The sequence below is a fragment of the Pseudomonas sp. G11 genome, assembly GCF_029457515.1.
In the GTDB taxonomy this organism is placed as follows: Bacteria; Pseudomonadota; Gammaproteobacteria; order Pseudomonadales; family Pseudomonadaceae; genus Aquipseudomonas; species Aquipseudomonas gorinensis.
Map to the genome: position 1 here is coordinate 871012 of NZ_CP120377.1, position 22495 is coordinate 893506.

Annotated in this window: 19 protein-coding genes and 1 riboswitch; of the genes, 12 read left to right on the plus strand and 7 right to left on the minus strand. The window is 61.9% G+C overall.

The window, feature by feature from the left end:
• Positions 1-8 precede the first annotated feature (8 nt).
• Positions 9-1157: a glycosyltransferase gene (locus P2T68_RS03890; protein WP_024073042.1), complete on the plus strand. Its 1149-nt coding sequence runs from the start codon at positions 9-11 to the stop codon at positions 1155-1157.
• Positions 1154-2035, plus strand: coding sequence for a glycosyltransferase (locus P2T68_RS03895; RefSeq protein ID WP_024073043.1), 882 nt, complete (start codon positions 1154-1156; stop codon positions 2033-2035). The genes P2T68_RS03890 and P2T68_RS03895 overlap by 4 nt, the downstream gene beginning before the upstream one ends.
• Before the next feature lie 55 nt (positions 2036-2090).
• On the opposite strand, the gene P2T68_RS03900 is transcribed toward P2T68_RS03895, so the two are convergent.
• The gene (locus P2T68_RS03900; RefSeq protein WP_277379079.1) at positions 2091-3947 is read right to left on the minus strand and encodes a bifunctional O-antigen ligase/aminoglycoside phosphotransferase family protein; all 1857 of its coding nucleotides are present in this window, start codon (positions 3945-3947) and stop codon (positions 2091-2093) included.
• A gap of 157 nt (positions 3948-4104) precedes the next feature.
• On the opposite strand from P2T68_RS03900, the gene msbA reads away from it, so the two are divergent.
• The 3 genes from msbA (at position 4105) to P2T68_RS03915 (ending at position 8380) form a co-directional block, all read left to right on the plus strand.
• Complete coding sequence (gene msbA, locus P2T68_RS03905; RefSeq protein ID WP_150292205.1) at positions 4105-5910, plus strand: lipid A export permease/ATP-binding protein MsbA; 1806 nt, start codon at positions 4105-4107, stop codon at positions 5908-5910.
• 117 nt (positions 5911-6027) lie between these two features.
• Complete coding sequence (gene hldE / locus P2T68_RS03910; RefSeq protein WP_024073046.1) at positions 6028-7452, plus strand: bifunctional D-glycero-beta-D-manno-heptose-7-phosphate kinase/D-glycero-beta-D-manno-heptose 1-phosphate adenylyltransferase HldE; 1425 nt, start codon at positions 6028-6030, stop codon at positions 7450-7452.
• Positions 7445-8380, plus strand: a complete 936-nt coding sequence (locus P2T68_RS03915) for an NAD-dependent epimerase/dehydratase family protein (protein WP_069075137.1) — start codon at positions 7445-7447, stop codon at positions 8378-8380. The genes hldE and P2T68_RS03915 overlap by 8 nt, the downstream gene beginning before the upstream one ends.
• Before the next feature lie 73 nt (positions 8381-8453).
• Here P2T68_RS03915 and P2T68_RS03920 read toward each other — a convergent pair whose 3' ends face one another.
• The 4 genes from P2T68_RS03920 to P2T68_RS03935 form a co-directional block, all read right to left on the minus strand.
• A complete protein-coding gene (locus P2T68_RS03920) occupies positions 8454-9422 on the minus strand; it encodes a hypothetical protein (protein WP_024073048.1) in 969 nt (322 codons plus the stop codon).
• Positions 9423-9463: 41 nt separating this feature from the next.
• Entirely contained in the window at positions 9464-10276 is an 813-nt protein-coding gene (locus tag P2T68_RS03925) for an aldo/keto reductase (protein WP_150053974.1), read from the minus strand.
• Positions 10273-11448, minus strand: coding sequence for an FAD-dependent oxidoreductase (locus P2T68_RS03930; protein WP_024073050.1), 1176 nt, complete (start codon positions 11446-11448; stop codon positions 10273-10275). The genes P2T68_RS03925 and P2T68_RS03930 overlap by 4 nt, the downstream gene beginning before the upstream one ends.
• An 86-nt stretch (positions 11449-11534) precedes the next feature.
• Complete coding sequence (locus P2T68_RS03935; RefSeq protein WP_024073051.1) at positions 11535-11870, minus strand: multidrug efflux SMR transporter; 336 nt, start codon at positions 11868-11870, stop codon at positions 11535-11537.
• Between the two features lie 103 nt (positions 11871-11973).
• Between P2T68_RS03935 and P2T68_RS03940 the strand changes: the two genes are divergently transcribed.
• A complete protein-coding gene (locus P2T68_RS03940; RefSeq protein ID WP_024073052.1) occupies positions 11974-12864 on the plus strand; it encodes a LysR family transcriptional regulator in 891 nt (296 codons plus the stop codon).
• 23 nt (positions 12865-12887) lie between these two features.
• Entirely contained in the window at positions 12888-14165 is a 1278-nt protein-coding gene (gene waaA, locus P2T68_RS03945) for a lipid IV(A) 3-deoxy-D-manno-octulosonic acid transferase (RefSeq protein ID WP_277379080.1), read from the plus strand.
• Positions 14166-14288: 123 nt separating this feature from the next.
• On the opposite strand, the gene P2T68_RS03950 is transcribed toward waaA, so the two are convergent.
• On the minus strand, positions 14289-15728 hold the full coding sequence (locus tag P2T68_RS03950) for a TolC family outer membrane protein (protein ID WP_024073054.1): 1440 nt from the start codon (positions 15726-15728) through the stop codon (positions 14289-14291).
• Between the two features lie 196 nt (positions 15729-15924).
• A riboswitch (TPP riboswitch) is annotated at positions 15925-16030 on the plus strand.
• A 148-nt stretch (positions 16031-16178) separates the two neighbouring features.
• Between P2T68_RS03950 and thiC the strand changes: the two genes are divergently transcribed.
• Positions 16179-18083: a phosphomethylpyrimidine synthase ThiC gene (gene thiC / locus P2T68_RS03955; RefSeq protein ID WP_024073055.1), complete on the plus strand. Its 1905-nt coding sequence runs from the start codon at positions 16179-16181 to the stop codon at positions 18081-18083.
• A gap of 180 nt (positions 18084-18263) precedes the next feature.
• On the plus strand, positions 18264-19553 hold the full coding sequence (cytX, locus tag P2T68_RS03960; protein WP_150292209.1) for a putative hydroxymethylpyrimidine transporter CytX: 1290 nt from the start codon (positions 18264-18266) through the stop codon (positions 19551-19553).
• Here the strand turns inward: cytX and P2T68_RS03965 are convergent.
• Complete coding sequence (locus tag P2T68_RS03965; RefSeq protein WP_102623809.1) at positions 19522-20268, minus strand: RsiV family protein; 747 nt, start codon at positions 20266-20268, stop codon at positions 19522-19524. The genes cytX and P2T68_RS03965 overlap by 32 nt on opposite strands.
• Before the next feature lie 193 nt (positions 20269-20461).
• Between P2T68_RS03965 and P2T68_RS03970 the strand changes: the two genes are divergently transcribed.
• From P2T68_RS03970 to cpdA, 3 genes are all read left to right on the plus strand, one after another.
• Entirely contained in the window at positions 20462-21079 is a 618-nt protein-coding gene (locus P2T68_RS03970; RefSeq protein ID WP_024073058.1) for an NUDIX domain-containing protein, read from the plus strand.
• Positions 21070-21519 carry a DUF1249 domain-containing protein gene (locus P2T68_RS03975; RefSeq protein ID WP_024073059.1) on the plus strand — a complete coding sequence of 150 codons (450 nt, stop codon included), beginning with the start codon at positions 21070-21072 and terminating at the stop codon, positions 21517-21519. Before P2T68_RS03970 ends, P2T68_RS03975 begins: the two co-directional genes overlap by 10 nt.
• A gap of 98 nt (positions 21520-21617) precedes the next feature.
• Positions 21618-22433, plus strand: coding sequence for a 3',5'-cyclic-AMP phosphodiesterase (gene cpdA, locus P2T68_RS03980; protein WP_277379081.1), 816 nt, complete (start codon positions 21618-21620; stop codon positions 22431-22433).
• Positions 22434-22495 lie beyond the last annotated feature (62 nt).

Below are 22495 nucleotides of genomic sequence, written 5' to 3' on the forward strand. Positions count from 1 at the left end.
GGAGTGATATGAAGCCTCGTTTCAAGGTTTTGCAGTTGCAGCCGGACTACAACGTCAAGCTCAATGATTTCGCCGACCTCGGCGAGCAGATCGTCAAGTCGTTGCCGGTCGAGCGTTTCGAGGTCACGTCGGCCTTCCTCAGCGGGCGCCCGCGGCCGGGCCAACCGTTGAGCGTGGCCGCGCACTCCAAGTATTTCGAGTTTCCCGAAAAGGCCCTCAAGGGCATTCGCCTGGGCGCCATGTGGCAAATCTACAAGTACTGCCGCGAGCAGAAGTTCGACGTGGTCATCTGTAACCGTTTCAAGTCGGTGAACATGATGCTGTCGCTCAACCGCTGGTTGAAGATCCCGCTGTGCATCGGCATCTCCCATGGGTTTGGCGAGTACGAGCGGGCTTACCGTCGGCGCCAGACGCGCCGTCTGGTGAGCCCGGCCTGGCGCTTCGTCGGCGTGTCGGCAGCGGTCCGTGACTATCTGGTCGGCCTCAATTGCGGCTTTACCCGCGAGAACACCACCTTCGTCACCAATGCCATCGACATTCCCCAGGCCGAAGCTTTGCAACTGCCGCGCGACCAGGCGCGCCAGGAACTTGGCCTGCCCCTCGATGCACGAATCATCGGCGCCCTGGGGCGCCTGGTGCCGATCAAGGGCCACACGCACCTGTTGCAGGCGTTTGCCCGGCTCAAGGACAAATACCCCAACGCCCAGGTCGGCATCATCGGCTCTGGCCGTGCCGAAGCGGACTTGCGCGCGGACATCGAGCGCCTCGGCCTCACCGGCCGCGCGCACTTGCTGGGCTTTCGTGAAGATGGCCTCAAATACGTGCGTGCCTTCGATATCTGGACCATGCCTTCGTTGCTGGAAGGGCTGGGGCTGGCGCTGCTGGAAGGCATGAGCGGGCGCCTGCCAGTGATTGCCTCCAATGGCCCGGCCATGTTGCCATTGGTGGAGGGGGCGGGTGGTTTGTCCCACGAGCCCGGCAATGTCGAGCAACTGACAGCCGCCTTGGATATCTACCTGGCGATGAGTGACGAACAATTGCGTGCCAAAGGTGAACAGGTGTTCCGCTACCTGGAAGAAAACCACGCCCTGGCCGAATTCCAACAGAAATACCTGGACTTGATCGAAAGCGGTTTAAAGGAAGTAGGAAGAGCATGACTCAGCAGCAACCCCTGGTCTCGGTGATTATCGCGTCCTACAACCATGGCCGGTACATCGAAGAGAGCATCCTCAGCGTGCTCGCCCAGACGTACCCGAATATCGAACTGCTGGTGGTGGACGACGGCTCCAAGGATGACAGTGTCGAACGTATCCAGCGCCTGCAGGCCGAGCACGGCTTTGATTTCCAGGTACAACAGAACCAGGGGCTGACCGCCACGCTCAACGGCGCCATCGCCCGTGCCAAGGGCAGCCTGATCGCACCGTTCGGCTCCGATGACATCATGCTGCCTGATCGTATTGCCATTCAGGTGGCGTACATGCAGGACAAGCCGAAAGTGGGCATCTGCGCCGGCAACATCGAGCTGATCGATGGCGACGGTCACCTGCACCCGGAGAAGAAACAGCGCCGCGACGTCCCGTTTCGCAGCCTGGATTTCGATGATCTGTTCATGGATCGCAAACCCTTCCCGCCGGCGCCGACCATGCTGATTCGTCGCGAAGCGCTGGAGCAAGTGGGCGGCTTCGATCCGCTGATTCCCCTGGAAGATTTGCTGATCCAGTTGAAGATCACTGCCGCGGGCTACACCATCGACGCCCTCGACGTGGTGATGGCGCGCTATCGCCAGCACGCGAGCAACACCTACAAGAACCACCGCTACATGATCCAGAACATCCTCAAGACCTACGCCAAGTTCAGCGAGCACCCGGCTTATGACGCGGTGCGCTACAAATTCCTGAACTCGATGTTCCTCAAGACCGCCGACCGGGACCGGCCGCTGGCGCGGGAGATCCTCAAGCAGATCCCATTGAAGTTCTGGGGGCGCAAGACCTTGCGTGGCCTGGTGCGTCTGTACCTGATGCCCCTCAGGAGCTGAGGCGGCGAGGGGGGTAAAAAAAGGCGACTATCAGCGGTGATAGTCGCCTTTTTTATCAGGCGCTGGGAATCGCCAAAGCCTGCACCTGTGCCCGAATCTTCGCGGTGGCACCTTGGCTGGCAACGGCCGCATAACCTTTGGCCAGCTGTTCGAAGTGAGTCTCGAACAACCAGGCGCGGTCCTGGGGGTAGCGCTGCATATGGCGCAGGTTGCGCTGGCGCAGGGCGTTGCGCAGCGGCGAAGGGAAGATGCGCAGGTCGGCGATATCGATCAGGCCGAACTCACCGTCATCCATCAGCAGCACGTTCCCCAGGTGCAACGAACGGAAGTACACGCCGCGCTCATGCAACTGGGCCATGAACTGGCCGAAGCGCTCGATCAGCGACTCGCGCAGGCTGCTGTCCAGGCTTTGCAGGGCCTGGCGCAGGGTCAGGCCGGGTAGCGGCGAGTAGATCACGGCGCTGCTGCCGTCGTGCAGCCCATACAGGCCAAGAATCTGCGGCGTGGGGATACCCAGGGTACGCAATTGCTCGGCGTTACTGGCAAACCGCTCGGAGTAGGGGTTGAAGCTGCCCGAGGTGTACCAGCGCCGCGGGCGGAAGACCTTGAGGAAACGGCCGTCAGCCAGGCGCAGGACTTTCGGGCCCAGGCCGTCGGCTTCGATGACGTGTGCATGGCTGCACAGTTGCTCGAAGGCGGCTGGCTTGAGGGCTTGTACCGGCATGCGCAGCACGCTGCGACGACGCTGGGCGATGCTCAGGCCGGCGATGAGAGCCAGTGGGATCCACAAGACAAACCAGTGCTCCTTGGGTCGCGACAGGATGCCACCGCCTTCGGTCAGGCCGGCGCCGATGCCGTACATCAACAGGGAAGACGCCAGGATAAACAGCGGCTGCGCACGTTCCTTGAGGCCTTTGTACAGGCCCCAGCCGAGCATGAAGATCCACGGGATAAACCCGATGATGCCGACGTAATACAGCACGCCCAGGGCGAAGCTGTGGGGCTCGCGCAGTTGGTAGCCATCGGCCAGGGTCAGGTACAGCTCCGAATCGTAGCTGTGGCCAATCCACGGGTGTTCGGCGATGCGTTGCAGTGACATGCCCCACAGTTCAAAGCGGAACGAGCTGCCACGGTTGGTGATCAGTTCCGGGTAGAACAGCAGGAGCCCTGCGGCGCCCACGACCATGCCCGCGATCAGCAGTGCCGAGCGGCGATTACGGCTGATAAAGGTCATCCAGAGGATGGCCAGCGTCAGTGCCACCAGTGGCGTGCGCGAGCCGGTGGCCAGGACCGTCGCGGTCATGATAGCCAGGGCGGGTACGCTGAACCACAGCACGCTCAGGCGCTGGGTGGTCATGCAGACATACAGCCAGTAAACGCAGAAGAAGCCGAATACGTGGGAACTGAGCAGGGGGTTATCGAGGGCGCCGCGGCCGCCGATCATGCGCATGCCCGGCTCGAAACCCTTGACGAATGCCACGAGGTTGCACAGGCAGACCACCAGTGCGATCACCGCCGCACTGAAGAAAATCGGCTTGAACAGTTCATTGCGGTAATGCAGCAACAGCCCGCAGCCGGCAAACAGCATGAACGTGTGCAGGGGACGCTTGAACAGGTCCGTGTCCGGGTGTTGCTCCGGGCTCCAGAACAGGCTGATCAGGGCCCAGGCGGAAAACACCAGGAATGCGATCGCCAGCGGCTCGCGCAACAGTTCCTTGAATTCCCGCGGGCGCAGGCACAGCAGCAGCAAGGTCGGCGCACTGAACAGGGCGTAGTAGAACTTGTGCAGCACATTGCGATTGGTGACGAAGAACAACGAGCTCAGCAACAACAACAAGCCAATGGGCAAAATCCAGAGAACCAGAAAGTCGAAAACGCGATTTGAGCCATACATCAGGCGCTTGGAGTGCATACGCAAAGCCATTCCAGATTGAGAAAGCCGACCATCTTAAAGTAGTGGCTATATAATGTCGCCGGTTGGATCCAACCGGGTTGTGGGTCATGCCGGGTGCAAGTACAACAGAGAAGCTGTGCTAAAGTCAGCCTCCTTTTTCAAAACGCCGCGTGATATGACCGACTCCAGTCCGAGCGCAAGCCCTTCGAGCTTGAAAATATACTTCCGCCTGCTCAGTTACGTCAGGCCCTACGCGGGCTTGTTCGCGCTGAGTATCGTCGGATTTCTGATTTTCGCGTCGACCCAGCCAATGCTGGGTTACATCCTCAAGTACTTTGTCGACGGCCTTTCCAATCCGGAAGCTGTGCTGTTCCCCAGCGTGCCGTTCCTGCGTGACCTGCAGTTGCTGCAAGCCGTGCCGCTGCTGATCATCCTGATCGCGGCCTGGCAGGGCCTGGGTTCGTTCCTGGGCAACTACCTGCTGGCCAAGGTGTCACTGGGCCTGGTCCATGACCTGCGCGTGCAGTTGTTCAATAACCTGCTGACCCTGCCCAACCGCTATTTCGACAATCACAATTCCGGGCACCTGATTTCGCGCATCACCTTCAACGTGACCATGGTCACGGGGGCGGCGACCGATGCGATCAAGGTGGTGATACGCGAAGGCATGACGGTGATCTTCCTGTTTGCCTCGCTGCTGTTCATGAACTGGCGCCTGACGCTGGTGATGATCGCCATCCTGCCGCTGATCGCGGTGATGGTCAGCACGGCCAGCAAGAAATTCCGCAAGCAGAGCAAGAAGATCCAGGTTGCCATGGGCGACGTCACCCACGTGGCCTCGGAAACCATCCAGGGCTACCGCGTGGTGCGCAGCTTCGGCGGCGAAGTCTACGAGGAAAAGCGCTTCCTCAAGGCCAGCCAGAGCAACACCAACAAACAGTTGAGCATGACCCGCACCGGGGCGATCTACACCCCGGCCCTGCAACTGGTGATCTACACCGCCATGGCGGTGCTGATGTTCCTGGTTCTTTATCTTCGCGGTGATGCGTCGGCCGGTGACATGGTGGCCTACATCACCTTGGCCGGTTTGCTGCCCAAGCCGATCCGCCAGCTTTCGGAAGTCAGCTCGACCATCCAGAAGGGCGTGGCCGGCGCCGAAAGCATTTTCGAGCAGTTGGACGAAGAAGTTGAAGTCGACCGCGGCACCATCGAGCGTGACCATGTCAATGGGCGCCTGGAAGTGCGCAACCTGAACTTCACCTACCCCGGTACCGAGCGCCATGTCCTCAAGGACATCAGCTTTACCGCCGAACCTGGGCAGATGATCGCCCTGGTCGGGCGCTCGGGCAGCGGCAAGTCGACCCTGGCCAGCCTGATCCCGCGTTTCTACCACCATGAAAGCGGGGAAATCCTGCTGGATGGCGTCGAGATCGAAGACTACAAGCTGCTCAACCTGCGCAAGCATATTGCCCAGGTGACCCAGCATGTGACGCTGTTCAGCGACACGGTGAACAACAACATCGCCTACGGCGACCTGGCCGGCGCGCCCCGGGCCGACGTTGAAGCGGCGGCGGCGGATGCCAATGCCAAGGACTTCATCGACCAGTTGCCCAAGGGCTTCGATACCCAGGTCGGCGAAAATGGCGTGCTGCTGTCCGGTGGTCAACGCCAGCGCCTGGCCATTGCCCGTGCCTTGCTGAAGAACGCGCCGCTGCTGATTCTCGACGAGGCCACCTCGGCCCTCGACACCGAGTCCGAGCGGCATATCCAGGCCGCCTTGGACAAGGTCATGCAAGGCCGCACCACTCTGGTGATCGCGCACCGCTTGTCCACCATCGAGAAGGCCGACCTGATCCTGGTGATGGACGACGGTCGCATTGTCGAGCGTGGCACCCACAGCGAACTGCTCGCGCAGAATGGCTACTACGCCCGCTTGCATGCCATGGGCCTGGATGCGCCGGTTACTGCTGATATCACCTGATCCTGTGGGAGCCGGCTTGCCTCGACAAGCCGGCGCCCACATTGCAACCCTCCCGCAAACCTCCCGCAACCCTGTGCTAATATCGCGCCCCTGTTCATTTTGTATGTGGGTTGCTCCATGAAGTTGTCCATGCCGCGATTCGATCAAGCCCCTGTCTTGGTGGTCGGCGATGTCATGCTCGACCGTTACTGGCATGGCGGTACCTCACGGATTTCCCCTGAGGCGCCGGTACCGGTAGTCAAGGTCGAGCAAATCGAAGACCGTCCAGGCGGCGCTGCCAACGTTGCCCTTAATATTGCCGCCCTCGGCGCCCCAGCTTCTCTGGTGGGTGTGACCGGCGACGACGAAGCCGCCGACAGCCTGGCCAACAGCCTGCGTGGCGCCGGTGTACGCGCGGTGTTCCAACGCATCGCCCATCAGCCGACGATCGTCAAGTTGCGGGTGATGAGTCGTCACCAGCAATTGCTGCGTATCGATTTTGAAGAACCCTTCGCCACCGACGCCCAGGCCCTCAGCAGCCAGGTCGACGCGTTGCTCGAAGGCATCAAGGTGCTGGTGTTGTCCGACTACGGCAAAGGCGCCTTGAGGAACCACCAGGTACTGATCCAGGCCGCCAAGGCCCGCAACATTCCGGTATTGGCCGATCCCAAGGGCAAGGACTTCTCGATCTATCGGGGCGCCAGCCTGATCACCCCGAACCTCAGCGAGTTCGAAGCCATCGTTGGCGGTTGCGCCGACGAACATGAGCTGGTGAGCAAGGGCGCAACGCTGATGGCCGAGCTTGATTTGGGCGCCTTGCTGGTGACCCGTGGCGAGCACGGCATGACCTTGCTGCGCCCCGACCACCCGGCGATGCACCTGCCGGCACGGGCCCGTGAAGTGTTCGACGTCACCGGCGCCGGTGACACCGTGATTTCCACCCTGGCCGCGTCCATTGCGGCCGGCGAGGAACTGCCCCACGCGGTAGCCCTGGCCAACCTGGCGGCGGGCATCGTGGTCGGCAAGCTGGGGACTGCGGCCATCAGCGCGCCTGAATTGCGCCGGGCGATCCAGCGTTCCGAAGGTTCGGAGCGTGGCGTGCTGACGATCGAGCAATTGCTGCTGGCGATCGACGATGCGCGAGCCCACAACGAAAGCATTGTGTTCACCAACGGTTGCTTCGACATCCTGCACGCCGGCCACGTGACCTACCTGGAGCAGGCGCGCGCCCAAGGCGATCGCCTGATCGTCGCGGTCAACGACGACGCTTCGGTCAGCCGTCTCAAAGGCCCTGGTCGTCCGATCAACAGTGTTGACCGGCGCATGGCGGTGCTCGCTGGCCTGGGCGCGGTAGATTGGGTCATCAGCTTCCCGGAAGCCACGCCGGAGAACCTGCTGGCCCAGGTCAAGCCGGACGTGTTGGTCAAGGGCGGTGATTATTCCGTCGACCAGGTCGTGGGAGCCGATATCGTGAGTGCCTACGGCGGTAAGGTCAAAGTGCTGGGTTTGGTCGAGAACAGCTCGACCACGGCCATCGTCGAGAAGATCCGCAACAATGAGTAACGCTGATAAGCGGGTCCTGATTACCGGGGGGGCGGGCTTTATTGGCTCGCACCTGGTCGATGCCTTGCTCGCCAAGGGTTATGCCGTGCGGGTGCTGGATGACCTGTCCACCGGCAAGCGCAGCAACCTGGCGCTGGACAATCCTCGCGTCGAACTGGTTGAGGGCGATGTTGCTGACGCAGCGCTGGTGGCGCGTGCGGCGGTCGGCGTTTGTGCAGTGGTCCACCTGGCTGCCGTGGCCTCGGTCCAGGCGTCGGTGGATGACCCGGTCAGTACGCACCAGAGTAATTTCGTCGGCACCTTGAATGTGTGCGAAGCCATGCGCAAGGCCGGTGTGAAGCGTGTGGTGTTTGCCTCCAGTGCCGCGGTGTATGGCAACAACGGCGAGGGCGCTTCGATTGACGAAGAGACCACCAAGGCACCGCTGACACCCTACGCCTCGGACAAGTTGGCCGGTGAGCACTATTTCGACTTCTACCGCCGCCAGCATGGCCTGGAGCCGGTGATCTTCCGTTTCTTCAATATCTTCGGGCCACGCCAGGATCCGTCCTCGCCGTATTCCGGGGTGATCAGTATCTTCAGTGAGCGTGTGCAACAGGGCGTGCCGATTGCCGTGTTCGGCGACGGTGAGCAAACCCGCGATTTCATGTACGTGGAAGACCTGGTGGACGTGCTGGTGCAGGCTATCGAGGTCGAGGATGCACCGCTGGGGGCGATCAACGTGGGCTGGAACCGCACCACCACGCTCAAGCAGGTGTTGCAGGCGCTGGAAGAGGTGGTTGGCGCGCTGCCGGTTATCACTTACGGGCCGGCGCGCTCGGGGGATATCCGGCATTCGCGGGCGAATAACCAGAGGTTGTTGGCCAACTTCAAACTGCCAGAGCCCACCCCATTGAAGGTAGGACTCGAGCGGCTGCTTAACGGCTGATCTGATCGAATGTGGGGGCTCGAGGGCTCCCATATTCGTCCTGCTCCATGAAGCGTTCTGCGTTCCTTGGGCGCTAGCGACTGGCCTTTTTCTTCGGCACGATCTTGCGCAGCATCTGCCGCGCCTTGCCGGTCAGGGCTTTCAATTTCGACTCTTTTTCAGGTTGTGACAGGCCTTGCTGCCTGAGCCAATCCTTCCAGCGAATGCGCTCGTCACGCACCACCCAGCCCTCCTGCTGAGCGAAGCTTTCGGCCAGGTACAAACCCCGAGTGCTCGCCGGGTACAGTTGGTCTTTCTTGACCGTGTACAGCTCGGGCAGCGGCTGGCCGTCCTTAAGCGGCATGAGGTACAGGTCCGGACGCTGGCGATCCAGGCGTGCGACCAGTTGGTCGCCTTCCAATCGTTCATCCACATGGAACAGGCTCAGGGACTTGGCTTCCTTCGGCACTTCCAGGCGCAAGTCATAGATCAGTTGCAGCGACGCCGTGGGCAGGTGCACGTAGGCTCGTGGGCGTTCGATCAATTGGGTTGTCGCACAGCGCACCGGGCGTGCCGCGCCGGACAGTGGGCTGAGGCGAAACGGCAGGGCTTCGCGGTAGTGCAGGGCTGAGGAGTAGGGGGCCGGTAGCCAGGTATCGTTGAAACGTCCGCTCAGCCAGCCTTCGGGGGTTTCCAGCAGGCATTCTTCGGCAATTTCCTGGATGGCGGTGTGCAGCGGCAGGTTCAGTTCATGGGCGGGGACGTAGCCGGAGATCAGCTTGAGCACCACATCGCCCCGATCCTGGCGGCGCTGGCGCACCAGTACCCAGTAATCCTTGTTTTGCCAATGCAGGGTCAGGCGCACTGATACCCCGAGGTTCGCCAGTTCCAGGACAAAACGCTCGGGGTCTGCCACCTCGACCGGCTTGCGTCGTTGCAGGGTCTGGGCGAAGTTGAGCGGCATGCCGACGCTCTGGTAACTCAAACCTTCGGGGGTCGCTTCGACGTGCAGCGGCAGTGTCTTGAAGTTGCTGGGGTTTTTTCTTATGAGGGTTCGCGGCATGTCGGCTCCTTCCTGCGACGGGGTCGGCCGCGTCGGCGGCATCAGAGTTGACGAATGACCTGGGCAGCGGTCGCCACGTTATGAGCCAGGTGCAGCGGATTAATGGTCCCGACAATAGCACTGGCGACGCCCGTTTGCGCAAACAACAACATGAAACTGGCGCGAACTGGATCCATTCCAGGCTCCAGGCACACGTGGCCGCTGGCCAAGGCTTTTTTCACCAGGATGCCCTTGCCATGGACCGCTGCATAATCAATGACGGCTTTCTCGGCCTGTTCGTTCAGATTGTAGGTGACCATCGCACAATCACCCTGTTCCAGGGCCTTCACACCGCCCTCGACAGTTTTGCCGGAGAAGCCGAAACCACGGATCTTGCCTTCGCGTTTCAGCTCGGCCAGGGTCTGGTAGACCTCGCAGTCGTTGAGGATATGCAGGTCATTGCCGTCGGAATGCACCAGCACCAGGTCGATGAAGTCCGTTTCCAGTCGTTTCAGGCTGCGCTCGACCGACATTCGGGTATGGGCCGCGCTGAAATCGTGCCGGGACACGCCTTCCTCGAACTCTTCGCCGACCTTGCTGACAATCACCCAGTCCTGGCGCTGGCCGCGTAACAGCGGGCCCAGGCGTTCTTCACTGCGGCCGTAGGCGGGGGCGGTGTCGATCAGGTTGATGCCCAGTTGGCGGGCTTGGCGTAGCAGCATCCGCGCTTCGTCATCATCGGGAATCTTGAAGCCGCTGGGGTATTTCACCCCTTGGTCGCGGCCCAGCTTGACGGTGCCCAGGCCCAGCGGCGACACCAGCAGGCCGGTGCTGCCCAGGGGGCGATGCAGGTCGTGCAGGGTGGGCAAGGTCATGGCAGCAGTTGCTCCCAGGCGGGTTGGCCGATGGCGGGCTTGGGCAGGTCGGGCAGCGGGGTGGCCGGGCCTGGGTGGATACCGTCGCGCTCCAGGGCGTGGATCACTCGATCGGCGAAGTCCGGCGCCAGGGCCAGTTTGGTCGGCCAGCCCACCAGCAGGTGGCCTTCTTCGGCGAGGAAGGCGTTGTCGGGGCGGCTCAGGCCCGATTGCAGCGGCTCGGCGCGGTCGACGCGCAGGGTGGCCCACTGGGTCTGGCTCATGTCGATCCACGGCAGCAAATGCGCCAGCTCTTTCTGGGCGGTGGCGATTTGCTCTTCAGGCGTGCGCGCCACGCCATCGGCCTCGGCAATTTCGCCGCCCAGGTACCAGACCCAATTGCCATCGGCGGCCGGGTGGGTGGTGACGGTAACGCGCGGCTTGGTACCGCCGCCCAGGCAGTGGGCGTACAGCGGCTTCAACCCTGGGCCTTTGGCGATGATCATGTGCAACGGGCGTGTCTGCATGGCCGGCTGGCTCAGGCCCAGGGCCGCCAGCAACTCTGCAGTGCCGCCGCCGGCACTCAATACGATGCGCTGGGCGCGGATCTCGCGGCCATCGACTTTCAAGCCGATCAATGTGTCGCCTTCGCGCAGCGGTTCGATGTGTTGCCCGGCGAGCAAGCCATCACCGGCCAGTTGCGCCAGGCGTTCGATCAGGCTGGGAACATCGATGACCAATTCCGCCAGGCGATAGACCTTGCCCTTGAAACGGCGGTCTTGCAGGGCCAGCGGCAGATCGTCGCCCTTGACCTGGTCGACACGGCCGCGCACGGCCTTGCTGGCGAAAAAGCTGGTGAGGTTGCCGGCGAGTGTGCCAGGGGACCAGAGGTAATGGGCTTCAGACAGCAGGCGCACGCCGGACAAGTCCAGCTCGCCGTTGCCCGCGAGCGCTTCGCGCCAGCGGCGCGGCATATCGGAAATCGCCTCGGAGGCGCCGGTGAGGGCGCCGTGCAGGGCGTACTTGGCGCCGCCGTGAATGATCCCCTGAGACTTCACGCTCTGCCCGCCACCGAGGGTGGCGCTTTCCACCACCACCGTGGAAAAACCCTGGCGGCGCAGGCGCGCATTGAGCCAGAGGCCGGCAACCCCGGCGCCGACAATCAGAACGTCGGTGGAAATAACGGATGGCATGGGCAACCTCAGTGTTCAAATCAAGTTGCCAAGTATACAGACTCAACGGATCGATCTTTGCCCGGGATCAATATTGGCAGGGGATCTCAGTGGCCGGCGGTTTTCGAGAACAGCTGAATCACCACTACGCCCAACACGATCAAGCCCATCCCGAGCATTGCCGGCAGATCGAGCTTCTGGCCATAGATGAACAGCGCGGCAATGCTGACCATCACAATGCCCATCCCGGCCCAAACCGCGTAGGCCACACCCACGGGGACGGTACGCACCACCAGGGTCAGCATCCAGAAGGCCACGCCGTAGCCCACGATCACCAGCAACAGCGGGATAGGGGTGCTCCAGCCCTTGATGGCTTTCATGGACACGGTGGCGATCACTTCCGAGCAGATGGCAATGGCCAGGTAGTAGTAGGCAGGGTTCATGGGTAGATCCTCGGTGTAGAGCGCACTTGATGATGTCGGTATTTTAGGGCTTCGCTAGATGGGGTAAAGTCATTACCTATCTGGACTGAAGATAGGTTGAGCCATGGGCGTGCAGTGGAATCTGGAGCAGATGCGCTTGTTTGTCAGGGTGGCCGAGCAGCGCTCGTTTTCGGCGGTGGCGCGGGAGCAGCGCAAGGCGCAGTCGGCGGTCAGCAATGGGATCGCCCTGCTGGAGGCGGACTTGGGCGTGAGCCTGTTCGAGCGCAGCAGTGGCCGCCAGCCGCGCCTGACCGAAGCCGGTACGGTGTTGCTCGAAGAAGCGAAGGAGGTCTTGCGCCAGTGCGAACGCCTCAATGGCCGCGCGATGTCGTTGATGCGTGGCGAGGAAGCTTGTCTGCGCCTGGCCCAGGATGAGGCGATGCTCTATCAGCCGGTTCTGGATAGTCTCGATGCCTTGGCCGGACGCTTTCCCAACCTGGAGGTGCAATTGTCCAGCGCGGCCCAGGGGGATGTCGCCCGCAAGCTGGTGGAGCGCAAGGCCGACCTGGGCATGCTGTTTTATCACGACCAGATCCCGGAAGCGTTGGAGCGGCGGGTGGTGGGCAGTGTGGAGATGGTCACGGTGTGCGGTCGCAACCATCCCCTGGCGGCGCAGGCAACCGTGGACTGCCAGCGCCTGGCGCAATTTCGCCAGTTGCTGATGTCGACCCAGACCAGCGTCTATCCCGGCAGCGAGGCCGCCAGCCCGCAGGTGTGGCGTGCCGACAGCTTCTACGTGCTGGCCGAATGGCTGACCCGTGGCCTGGGCTGGGCGTGGTTGCCCCGGCACGTGGTGCAGTACCCGTCGTACCAGAACCTGATGGTCGAACTGGACAGCGAATGGACGCCACCGGCGTTGGTGGTCGAGCTGGTGTGGCGCCGCGATGAACCCCTCGGCCCCGCCGCGCGCTTTCTCGCCGAACGTTTTGCCGAGTGCTTGCAGGCGATCGACTGAAAAAGCCGATAAACTCCGCCGCCATGAATAGAACTCTCTACAGCTGTCTGTTTTACCTGGCGCTGCCGTTGGTGGCCTTACGTCTGTGGTTGCGTGCGCGCAAGGCGCCGGCCTATGCCCAACGCGTGGCCGAGCGGTTTTCCTATGGCTTGCCGGTGATGCAACCCGGCGGGATCTGGGTGCATGCCGTGTCGGTGGGGGAAAGCATCGCCGCCGCGCCGATGATTCGCGGGCTGTTTGCGCGTTATCCACAGCTGCCCATCACCGTCACCTGCATGACGCCCACCGGGTCCGAGCGCATCCAGGCGTTGTTCGCCAACGAACCGCGCATCCAGCATTGCTACCTGCCTTACGATTTGCCCTGTGCGGCCAAGCGTTTTCTTGATCGCGTGCAGCCGAAGCTGGCCGTGATCATGGAAACCGAGCTGTGGCCCAACCATATCCATGCCTGCGCCCAACGCGGTATTCCGGTGGCGCTGGCCAATGCGCGGTTATCGGCGCGTTCGGCCAAGGGGTATGCGCGTTTCGCCAAGCTGACGGCACCGATGCTGGCGCAGATGAGCCTGTTCGCCGTGCAGACGCACACCGAGGCCCAGCGGTTTCTCAGCCTGGGTGCGCGCCCCGAAACCGTGACGGTGACTGGCTCGATCAAGTTCGACCTGACCGTCGACCCCCAATTGCCGGTGCGTGCCGCTGCCCTGCGCGAGCAGTGGGGCGCCACTGAGCGCCCGGTGTGGATCGCCGCCAGTACCCACGAAGGCGAAGATGAAGTGGTGCTCGCCGCCCATCGCCAACTGCTCGAAAGCTACCCCAACGCGTTGCTGATTCTGGTGCCGCGTCACCAGGAACGCTTCGGCCCGATGTTCGAGCTGTGTGGGCAACAGGGGTTTGCCACGGTGCGGCGCTCCAGCGGTGAGCCGGTCACCGCGCAGACCTCGGTGCTGCTCGGTGACACCATGGGCGAATTGCTGTTTCTGTATGCCTTGGCCGACAGCGCTTTCGTCGGTGGCAGCCTGGTGGCGACCGGTGGGCATAATCCGCTGGAACCGGCGGCGCTGGCCAAGCCGGTGATCATGGGCCCCCACGTGTTCAACTTCCTCGAAATTACCGCGATGATGCGCGAAGCGGGTGCGTTGCGGGAGGTGGATGACGCCGAAGGGTTGGCCGAGGCCGTGCGGCAACTGTTCGAGCTGCCGCAGGACGCCCAGCGGATGGCGCAGGCGGGGCTTAAGGTGATGCAGGCCAACCAGGGCGCTTTGAAGCGATTGTTGGATGGCCTTGATCGCCTGATAACTCACTGACGCACTGGCGAGCCAAATGTGGGAGGGGGCTTGCCCTCGATGACGGAGTGTCAGTCAACATGAGTTCACCTGGTACACCGCTATCGGGGGCAAGCCCCCTCCCACAGGGTTTTTACGGTGTGTTCAATTGCCTGGGCGGGCTTTCAACTGCTCGGCAGCCGCCTTGGCCAGGTCCGGTGGCAGGAAGTCCTTGTCCGGGTTGTAGTCGGCCTTGAGGTAGCGCGCCAGGTCCTGCAGGTCCCCTGGGTTCAACGTGCCCGCCGCCTGTTTCAGGCGCAGGTTGTCGAGGATGTAGTCATAGCGGCTGTTGTTGTAGTTGCGCACCGACGCGTAGAGCTGGCGCTGGGCGTCGAGCACGTCGACGATATTGCGCGTACCCACCTGGTAACCGATTTCCGTGGCTTCCACCGCGCTCTGGTTGGAGATGATCGACTGCCGGCGTGCCTGGACCTGTTCCACATCGGTGTTCACTGCGCGGTGCAGGTTGCGCGTATTTTCCACCACCTGGCGGCGCAGGCCTTCGCGTTGCTGCTCGGTCTGGCCGAGGCGCGAATAGGATTCACGCACTTGCGAGCTGGTCAAGCCGCCGCTGTAGAGCGGGATGTTCAGGCGCAGGCCAATGGTACGTTGCGAGACATCGCCACCATAAGGCGTGCCGAAGGCATTCGGGTTACTGAAGCCCAGCGCGTCGTTATCGCCCTTTTCATACTGCGCCACGGCGTCCAGGGTGGGGGCGTGCCCGGCCTTGCGCTGCTTGAGCGTTTCCTCGGCGGCGGTCACCGCATAGTTGCTGGCAAGCAGGTTGAGGTTCTGGCGGCCGGCGGTCTCGACCCAGGCCTTGGCGTCGTTCGGCAGCGGCGGCAACACCGGCAGCGTATGCACAATGCCCTGGATCGAATTGTATTGACGGTTGGTCAGGGTGATCAGCGCTTCGAAGGCGTCATCTACCTGGCGTTGCGCCACGATCCGGTTGGCTCGCGCGGTGTCGTAGCTGGCCTGGGATTGCAGCACATCGGTTTTGTCCGACAGGCCCACGTCGAAGCGTTCGTTGGACTGGTCCAGTTGGCGCTTGAACGCATTTTCTTCGGCCTTGGTCGAGGCCAGGTTGTCCTGGGCACGCAGCACGGCGAAGTAGTTCTCGGCGCTTTGCAGAATCAGGTTCTGTTCGGTGGCCGAGAGTTGCAGCGCCGCCTGTTCGTTGACGGCTTCGGCGGCTTGCAACTGGAACCAGCGGTCGGCACGGAACAAGGGCTGGCTCAAGGTCGCGCGCCAGGAGTGGGCATCGCGGTTGGCGGTGGCGGCCGGGGTGTCGATCTGGGTGCGCACATTATTGATATCGGCACCGGCCGACAAATTCGGTAGCAGGCCGGCGCGGGCCTGGGGCACCACTTCTTTCTGTGCGCCATATTGGGCGCGGGCAGCAGCGAGGTCGGCGTTGTTGTCTACCGCCTCCTGATAGACGCTGACCAGGTCGGTTCTGGCGGACAAGGGCGCTTCAGCTGCCCAGACCATTCCATTGGTCGCACAAGACACGGCAAGAGCCAGTGAGAGTTTGCGCAGCATGAGGCGATCCCTAGTGTGAATATTACGGCGATAATTTAGCGCCCAAGGCTAAAGCTGGCCATTCCTGGCGTCAAGCGTTGAGGCAGCATCCGAGTGTAGTGGCGCAACCACGGCACAACAATCCCGCAAATGCGCCATTCATCACGCTGAATGCACGGCTATTGGCAATTTGCCCCCACCCTGGTCTAGACTGGCCACGTTCTTGTCGGGGTGCCTTGTTAGAAGGCTGAGATCGGTAAATACCGGATCCCGTTGAACCTGATCAGGTTAGCGCCTGCGTAGGGAACAAGATTTCTCGTCACCCGGCGAGTCCTCTTGTGCTTCGTCCGGGATGTTGTTCGACAATCGAACAGCCTTCGTGCACCAAGCACAGCACTGTTTTCAGTGCGTCCATCCGTCACAGGTTCGCTCCGACAAAAATCCACCGCCTGGATAGTTGGAGAGCCCGTGATGAGCACCGAATTAAAAAGCCAAAAATCAAAAAATACCGTGCACTTGAGTGAGTCGGCCAAAGTCGATTCCGGGTCCGTGCAGCCGTTTACCCGCTCGCAAAAAATCTACGTGCCAGGCACTCGCCCGGACATTCGCGTACCGATGCGCGAAATCAGCCTGGACGTCACACCCACCGATTTCGGCGGTGAAATCAATGCGCCCGTGGTGGTCTACGACACCTCCGGCCCCTACACCGACCCCAACGTCATCATCGACGTGCGCAAAGGCCTGGGCGATGTGCGCTCGCCGTGGATCGAGTCCCGGGGCGATACCGAGCGCCTGTCCGGCCTGAGCTCGCACTTCGGCCAGCAGCGCCTGAACGATGCCGAGCTGACCGCCCTGCGCTTTGCCCACGTGAAGAACCCGCGCCGCGCCAAGGCCGGCGCCAACGTCACCCAGATGCATTACGCGCGCAAAGGCATCATCACCGCCGAGATGGAATACGTCGCCATCCGCGAAAACATGAAGCTTGAAGAAGCCCGCGCCAGTGGCCTGCTCGACCAGCAACACGCCGGCCACAGCTTCGGCGCCAGCGTGCCGAAAATCATCACTCCGGAGTTCGTGCGCGAAGAAATCGCCCGTGGTCGCGCAATCATTCCAGCCAACATCAACCACACCGAACTGGAACCGATGATCATCGGCCGTAACTTCCTGGTGAAGATCAACGGCAACATCGGCAACAGCGCCTTGGGTTCGTCCATCGAAGAAGAAGTGGCGAAACTGACCTGGGGCATTCGCTGGGGCTCGGACACGGTGATGGACTTGTCCACCGGCAAGCACATCCACGAAACCCGCGAATGGATCATTCGCAACTCGCCGGTGCCGATCGGTACCGTGCCGATCTACCAGGCCCTGGAAAAAGTCGGTGGCGCCGCTGAAGACCTGACCTGGGAGCTGTTCCGCGACACCCTGATCGAACAGGCCGAGCAAGGCGTCGACTACTTCACCATCCACGCCGGGGTGTTGCTGCGCTACGTGCCACTGACCGCCAAGCGTGTCACCGGCATCGTCTCCCGTGGCGGTTCGATCATGGCCAAGTGGTGCCTGGCGCACCATAAAGAGAACTTCACCTACACGCATTTTGACGAAATCTGCGAAATCATGAAGGCCTATGACGTCAGCTTCTCCCTGGGCGATGGCTTGCGTCCGGGTTCGATTGCCGACGCCAACGACGCCGCGCAATTCGGCGAGCTGGAGACCCTTGGCGAACTGACCAAGATCGCCTGGAAGCACGATGTGCAAACCATGATCGAAGGCCCCGGCCACGTGCCGATGCAATTGATCAAGGAGAACATGGACAAGCAACTCGAGTGCTGCGACGAGGCGCCGTTCTATACCCTCGGCCCGCTGACCACCGACATCGCACCCGGCTACGACCACATTACATCGGGCATCGGTGCGGCAATGATCGGCTGGTTCGGTTGCGCCATGCTCTGCTACGTCACGCCCAAGGAACACCTGGGCCTGCCGAACAAGGATGATGTGAAGACCGGGATCATCACCTACAAGATCGCCGCCCATGCAGCCGATCTCGCGAAAGGTCATCCGGGTGCGCAAATCCGCGATAACGCCTTGAGCAAGGCGCGCTTCGAGTTCCGTTGGGAAGACCAGTTCAACCTCGGCCTCGATCCGGACACCGCACGGTCCTATCACGATGAAACCCTGCCGAAGGACTCGGCCAAGGTCGCGCATTTCTGCTCGATGTGCGGGCCGAAGTTCTGCTCGATGAAAATCACCCAGGAAGTGCGTGAGTACGCGGCCAACCAGCGCATTGACGCGGTGGATGTGGACGTGGCCAAAGGCCTGGCCGAGCAGGCGGAGCGGTTCAAGCAGGAAGGCAGCCAGCTTTATAAGAAGGTCTGATCCAGAGACGGCGGTGCCTGTACCGCCGTCATCGGGGCGGTGCGACGACTCGACAAGCCCCCTCCCACATATTGACTGAGCCATACACAGTTTTTGTGTTCACAGCCGATCCAATGTGGGAGGGGGCTTGCCCCCGATTGCAATCTCCCTGACAACAAGTGCCCCTCAGAGATAACACCCTTGAGCATTCAACCGAGTACCTATTCCCCGGACATCGCGGTCCCCGCTGACAAGCGCGTGTTCGGCGCCCGCGACCTGTTCTCCTTGTGGTTCTCCCTCGGCATCGGCCTGATGGTCCTGCAAACCGGCGCGTTGCTCGCGCCGGGCCTGGGGTTGTCCGGCGCATTGCTGGCGATTTTTCTCGGCACGCTGGTCGGCGTGCTGTTGCTGGCCGCCGTCGGCGTGATCGGCAGCGACACCGGGCTGTCCGCCATGGCCGCCCTCAAGCTCAGCCTCGGTGCCAAGGGCGCCAGCCTGCCGGCGCTGTTGAACCTGCTGCAACTGATCGGCTGGGGTTCGTTTGAAATCATCGTCATGCGCGATGCCGCGAGCTTGTTGGGTGTGCGGGCTTTCAGCGACGCGAGCCTGCTGGCGAGCCCGTTGCTGTGGACGCTGTTTTTCGGTGGCCTGGCGACCCTGCTGGCCGTCAGCGGCCCGTTGACCTTCGTGCGGCAGATCTTGCGCAAGTGGGGGATCTGGCTGTTGCTCGGCGCGTGCCTGTGGCTGACCTGGAACCTCTTCGCCAAAGCCGACCTTGCCGCCCTCTGGGCCCAGGCCGGTGACGGATCGATGCCGTTTGCCGTGGGCTTTGATATTGCGATCGCCATGCCGTTGTCGTGGCTGCCGCTGATTGCCGATTATTCGCGCTTCGGCAAACGCGCCAAGAGCGTGTTCGGCGGTACGGCGCTGGGTTTCTTCATTGGCAACTTCTGGCTGATGAGCCTCGGTGTGGCCTACACCCTGGCCTTTGCGCCAAGCGGGGAGGTCAACGCACTGCTGCTGGCCTTGGCCGGAGCGGGCCTGGGCATTCCGCTGCTACTGATCCTATTGGATGAGTCGGAAAACGCCTTTGCCGATATTCATTCGGCGGCAGTGTCCAGCGGGATTCTGTTGCGCTTGAAAGTCGAACACCTGGCGCTGGCGATCGGCGTGCTCTGCACCCTGATCGCCTGCTTTGCACCGTTGGCGCAGTACCAGAACTTCCTGCTGTTGATCGGCTCGGTATTCGCGCCGCTCTTTGGCGTGGTACTGGTCGATCATTTCATCCTGCGCCGCCGCGGCCAGGGCGCTGTGGCTTCGCTGCGTTGGCCGGCGTTGTTGGCGTGGCTGGGGGGCATTGCGACTTACCATCTGCTCGCCAACCTGTATCCGGATGTCGGCGCGACCCTGCCGGCGCTGGTGCTGGCAGGGCTGTTGCAGTTCATCCTGGGCCGGGCCTTCAGCGGCGTACGGGCACCAGCTCAGGCTTGAGGATGCCGTCCAGGCGCGAGTAGGGAATCTGCAACTCGACGTGGCCCAGGGCGTACGGCGCGATGGTGGTGGTAGGGTACTTGAGGGTCACGCCGCCGTAGGTCAGCGCCACGTTCGGGGTTTTCTGGAAGGGATAGCTTTTGACGAACTCCGGCTCCAGGCTCAGGCGCGTACTGATCAGCCAGCTGTTGTGGGCCACCTGGGCGGCTTTCCAGAATGCATCTTCCTTGCCTGGCAGCAGCATGTCGGTCAACGTCAGGGCCTTTTGCTGCGGACGCGAATAGTTGATGAACGCGCGGCCCGGTTCGCCGTGGGTGACGCCCTGGTCCAGGTAGCTGGACAACTCGATGATCACCAAGCCGTCATGCTGCTCGCGTACCTTGGCCTGCAAGTACATGTTGTTGCCGGGGGCGGCCGTCTGCAGGAATTGCTCGCTGTACGTCGCCAGGCTCGTCGGCAGCGGGTCGCTGGGCTTGGTACGGGTCATCTCCAGCAGGCGCTGTTCGATCAGCGCATCCAGCTTGGGTTCTTTGGCGAAGTGCACGGTGTCGATGTTCACCAGTGGGCAATCGGCGCTGGCGCAGCCCTGCTTGCTTTGTTCGCTGGCGTCACGGGTGGCTTCCAGCGGGGTCCGATAGCTGGGTTGAAACAGGCTCTGGCAGGCGCCGAGGGTCAAGGCGATACAGGCCACGGAGGCGATTTTTAAAAGCGACATGTATGTTCTTCGTCCGTCGATTAAGAGCGAAATTCGTGGACCTTCGACTACCGGCAGGCCAGTCAGTTCGCCACTAAGATTATTAGAGTGAGTTTGACGCCCGCCGTCTATCCCGGCAACTGGAAAGGGGCTGCACCTACGGGCAGGACCGCGTTAGGATGGCGCGAATTGCACGGGCATAACGAGGAAGGATATGACGGACATCGCGAAATCGACGCCGAGCAAAATCGAAATTGTTCAGCGCGACAATGCTTACCAGGGCTTCTACAAACTCGATCGGGTGCAGTTGCGCCACGAAAAGTTCGACGGTGGCATGAGCCGGGTGATCAATCGCGAAGTTTTCGTGCGCCATGATGCCGTGTGCGTGCTGCCTTACGACCCGCAGCGCGATGAGGTGGTCTTGATCGAGCAGTTTCGCGTCGGCGCCATGGGCCGTACCGACAACCCGTGGCTGGTGGAAATGGTCGCTGGCCTGATCGACAAGGATGAACAGCCGGAGGAGGTTGCACACCGCGAAGCCGAGGAGGAAGCTGGGCTGACATTCTCCTCGTTGTGGCCGATCACCAAATATTTCCCGTCGCCGGGTGGCAGTACCGAATTTGTCCACTTGTACCTGGGCCGTTGCGACAGTGCGGGGGCGGGTGGCGTGCATGGATTGGAAGAAGAGGCAGAAGATATTCGTGTCACCACCTGGGCTTTCGAGGATGCCTTGCAAGCGGTGCGTGATGGCAGGATATCCAATGCGCCCAGCATTATTGCCCTGCAATGGTTAGCGCTCAATCGCGCGGAAGTGAGGGGGTTATGGCAGTAAAGGCACGGGAACGTTATCGAGTTGACCTGATCGGGCTGCAAGCAGCTTGCGAGGCCAACTATGCGCGGCTGATGCGCTTGCTCCCCGATATGCGTCATTCCCCCGAGGCGCGGCGAATCGGCGTGACCCATGGCGACCAGATGCTCGGCGTGCTGGCCCTGGAAGTCATCGTCAACTGCCCGTACACCACCACCCTGCGCGTGCGCCAGGAGCACAGCCTGCCCTGGCTGCCGGTGCCGCAGCTGGAAGTGCAGGTGTACCACGATGCCCGGATGGCCGAAGTGATCAGCGCCGAACATGCGCGGCGCTTTCGCAGCATCTACCCTTACCCCAATGTGTTCATGCACCAGCCCGATGAGAAAGCACAGCTCAATGTGTTCCTCGGTGAATGGTTGAGCCACTGCCTGGCCTTGGGCCATGAGTTCGAAGTCGTGCGATAGATGTGAACTGCGTCTGCTTCCTTAGGTTTCCTCTTTGCGTCCTGCCCCAGCATAATCGCCCCAACTATCCATTCCTGTGATTGCCTTGGGAGAGCGCCTTGCCGAGCGTATCCACCTTGAACCCCGATGCGCCGACGTTGCTGGTGCAGTTGTCCGACAGCCACCTGTTTGCCGAGGCCGACGCTGTGTTGCTGGGCATGAACACCCGCGACAGCTTGCAACGGGTGATCGACTTGATGCGTGAGCAACAGCCCCGGATCGATTTGCTGTTGGCCACCGGGGACCTGTCCCAGGACGGTACGCTGGCGTCCTATCAGCAATTTCGCGAGATGACGGCGCCTTTTGGGGTTCCGGCCCGCTGGATTCCCGGCAACCACGATGAGCCGCAAGTCATGGCCCACGCGGCGGTGCACAGTGATTTACTGGAACCGGTGGTGGATATCGGCCATTGGCGCATCACCCTGCTGGACTCCGCCGTGCCGGGCTCGGTGCCTGGGTACTTGCAGGACCAGCAACTGCAACTATTGGCCCAAGCCTTGAGTGAAGCGCCGAACCGCCATCACCTGGTGTGTTTCCACCATCACCCGGTACCCATCGGTTGTGCGTGGATGGAGCCCATCGGCTTGCGCAACCCCGAGGCTCTGTTTGCCGTGCTCGACCGCTTCCCTCAGGTCAAGGCGGTGCTCTGGGGCCATGTGCACCAGGAAATCGACCGTGAGCGCAATGGCGTGCGCCTGTTGGCGTCACCGTCCACCTGCATCCAGTTCGCGCCGGGCAGCGAGGATTTCAATGTCAGCGAAGAGGCCCCAGGCTATCGCTGGCTGCGCCTGCACGCCGATGGGCGGTTGGAAACCGGGGTGGAGCGGGTGAAAAATTTTGCCTTTACCGTGGATTACGGCAGCAACGGCTATTAAAGGCTGCGAACACTGATCAGACATGTGGGGAGAGGGCTGGATGATCGGCTGCTCACACCACC

What these genes read in the sequence shown, in the direction of transcription:
- P2T68_RS03890 (WP_024073042.1), top strand. Translation starts at nt 9, where the DNA reads ATGAAGCCTCGTTTCAAGGTTTTGCAGTTGCAGCCGGACTACAACGTC.
- P2T68_RS03895 (WP_024073043.1), top strand. Translation starts at nt 1,154, where the DNA reads ATGACTCAGCAGCAACCCCTGGTCTCGGTGATTATCGCGTCCTACAAC.
- P2T68_RS03900 (WP_277379079.1), bottom strand. Translation starts at nt 3,947, where the DNA reads ATGCACTCCAAGCGCCTGATGTATGGCTCAAATCGCGTTTTCGACTTT.
- msbA (WP_150292205.1), top strand. Translation starts at nt 4,105, where the DNA reads ATGACCGACTCCAGTCCGAGCGCAAGCCCTTCGAGCTTGAAAATATAC.
- hldE (WP_024073046.1), top strand. Translation starts at nt 6,028, where the DNA reads ATGAAGTTGTCCATGCCGCGATTCGATCAAGCCCCTGTCTTGGTGGTC.
- P2T68_RS03915 (WP_069075137.1), top strand. Translation starts at nt 7,445, where the DNA reads ATGAGTAACGCTGATAAGCGGGTCCTGATTACCGGGGGGGCGGGCTTT.
- P2T68_RS03920 (WP_024073048.1), bottom strand. Translation starts at nt 9,422, where the DNA reads ATGCCGCGAACCCTCATAAGAAAAAACCCCAGCAACTTCAAGACACTG.
- P2T68_RS03925 (WP_150053974.1), bottom strand. Translation starts at nt 10,276, where the DNA reads ATGACCTTGCCCACCCTGCACGACCTGCATCGCCCCCTGGGCAGCACC.
- P2T68_RS03930 (WP_024073050.1), bottom strand. Translation starts at nt 11,448, where the DNA reads ATGCCATCCGTTATTTCCACCGACGTTCTGATTGTCGGCGCCGGGGTT.
- P2T68_RS03935 (WP_024073051.1), bottom strand. Translation starts at nt 11,870, where the DNA reads ATGAACCCTGCCTACTACTACCTGGCCATTGCCATCTGCTCGGAAGTG.
- P2T68_RS03940 (WP_024073052.1), top strand. Translation starts at nt 11,974, where the DNA reads ATGGGCGTGCAGTGGAATCTGGAGCAGATGCGCTTGTTTGTCAGGGTG.
- waaA (WP_277379080.1), top strand. Translation starts at nt 12,888, where the DNA reads ATGAATAGAACTCTCTACAGCTGTCTGTTTTACCTGGCGCTGCCGTTG.
- P2T68_RS03950 (WP_024073054.1), bottom strand. Translation starts at nt 15,728, where the DNA reads ATGCTGCGCAAACTCTCACTGGCTCTTGCCGTGTCTTGTGCGACCAAT.
- thiC (WP_024073055.1), top strand. Translation starts at nt 16,179, where the DNA reads ATGAGCACCGAATTAAAAAGCCAAAAATCAAAAAATACCGTGCACTTG.
- P2T68_RS03965 (WP_102623809.1), bottom strand. Translation starts at nt 20,268, where the DNA reads ATGTCGCTTTTAAAAATCGCCTCCGTGGCCTGTATCGCCTTGACCCTC.
- P2T68_RS03970 (WP_024073058.1), top strand. Translation starts at nt 20,462, where the DNA reads ATGACGGACATCGCGAAATCGACGCCGAGCAAAATCGAAATTGTTCAG.
- P2T68_RS03975 (WP_024073059.1), top strand. Translation starts at nt 21,070, where the DNA reads ATGGCAGTAAAGGCACGGGAACGTTATCGAGTTGACCTGATCGGGCTG.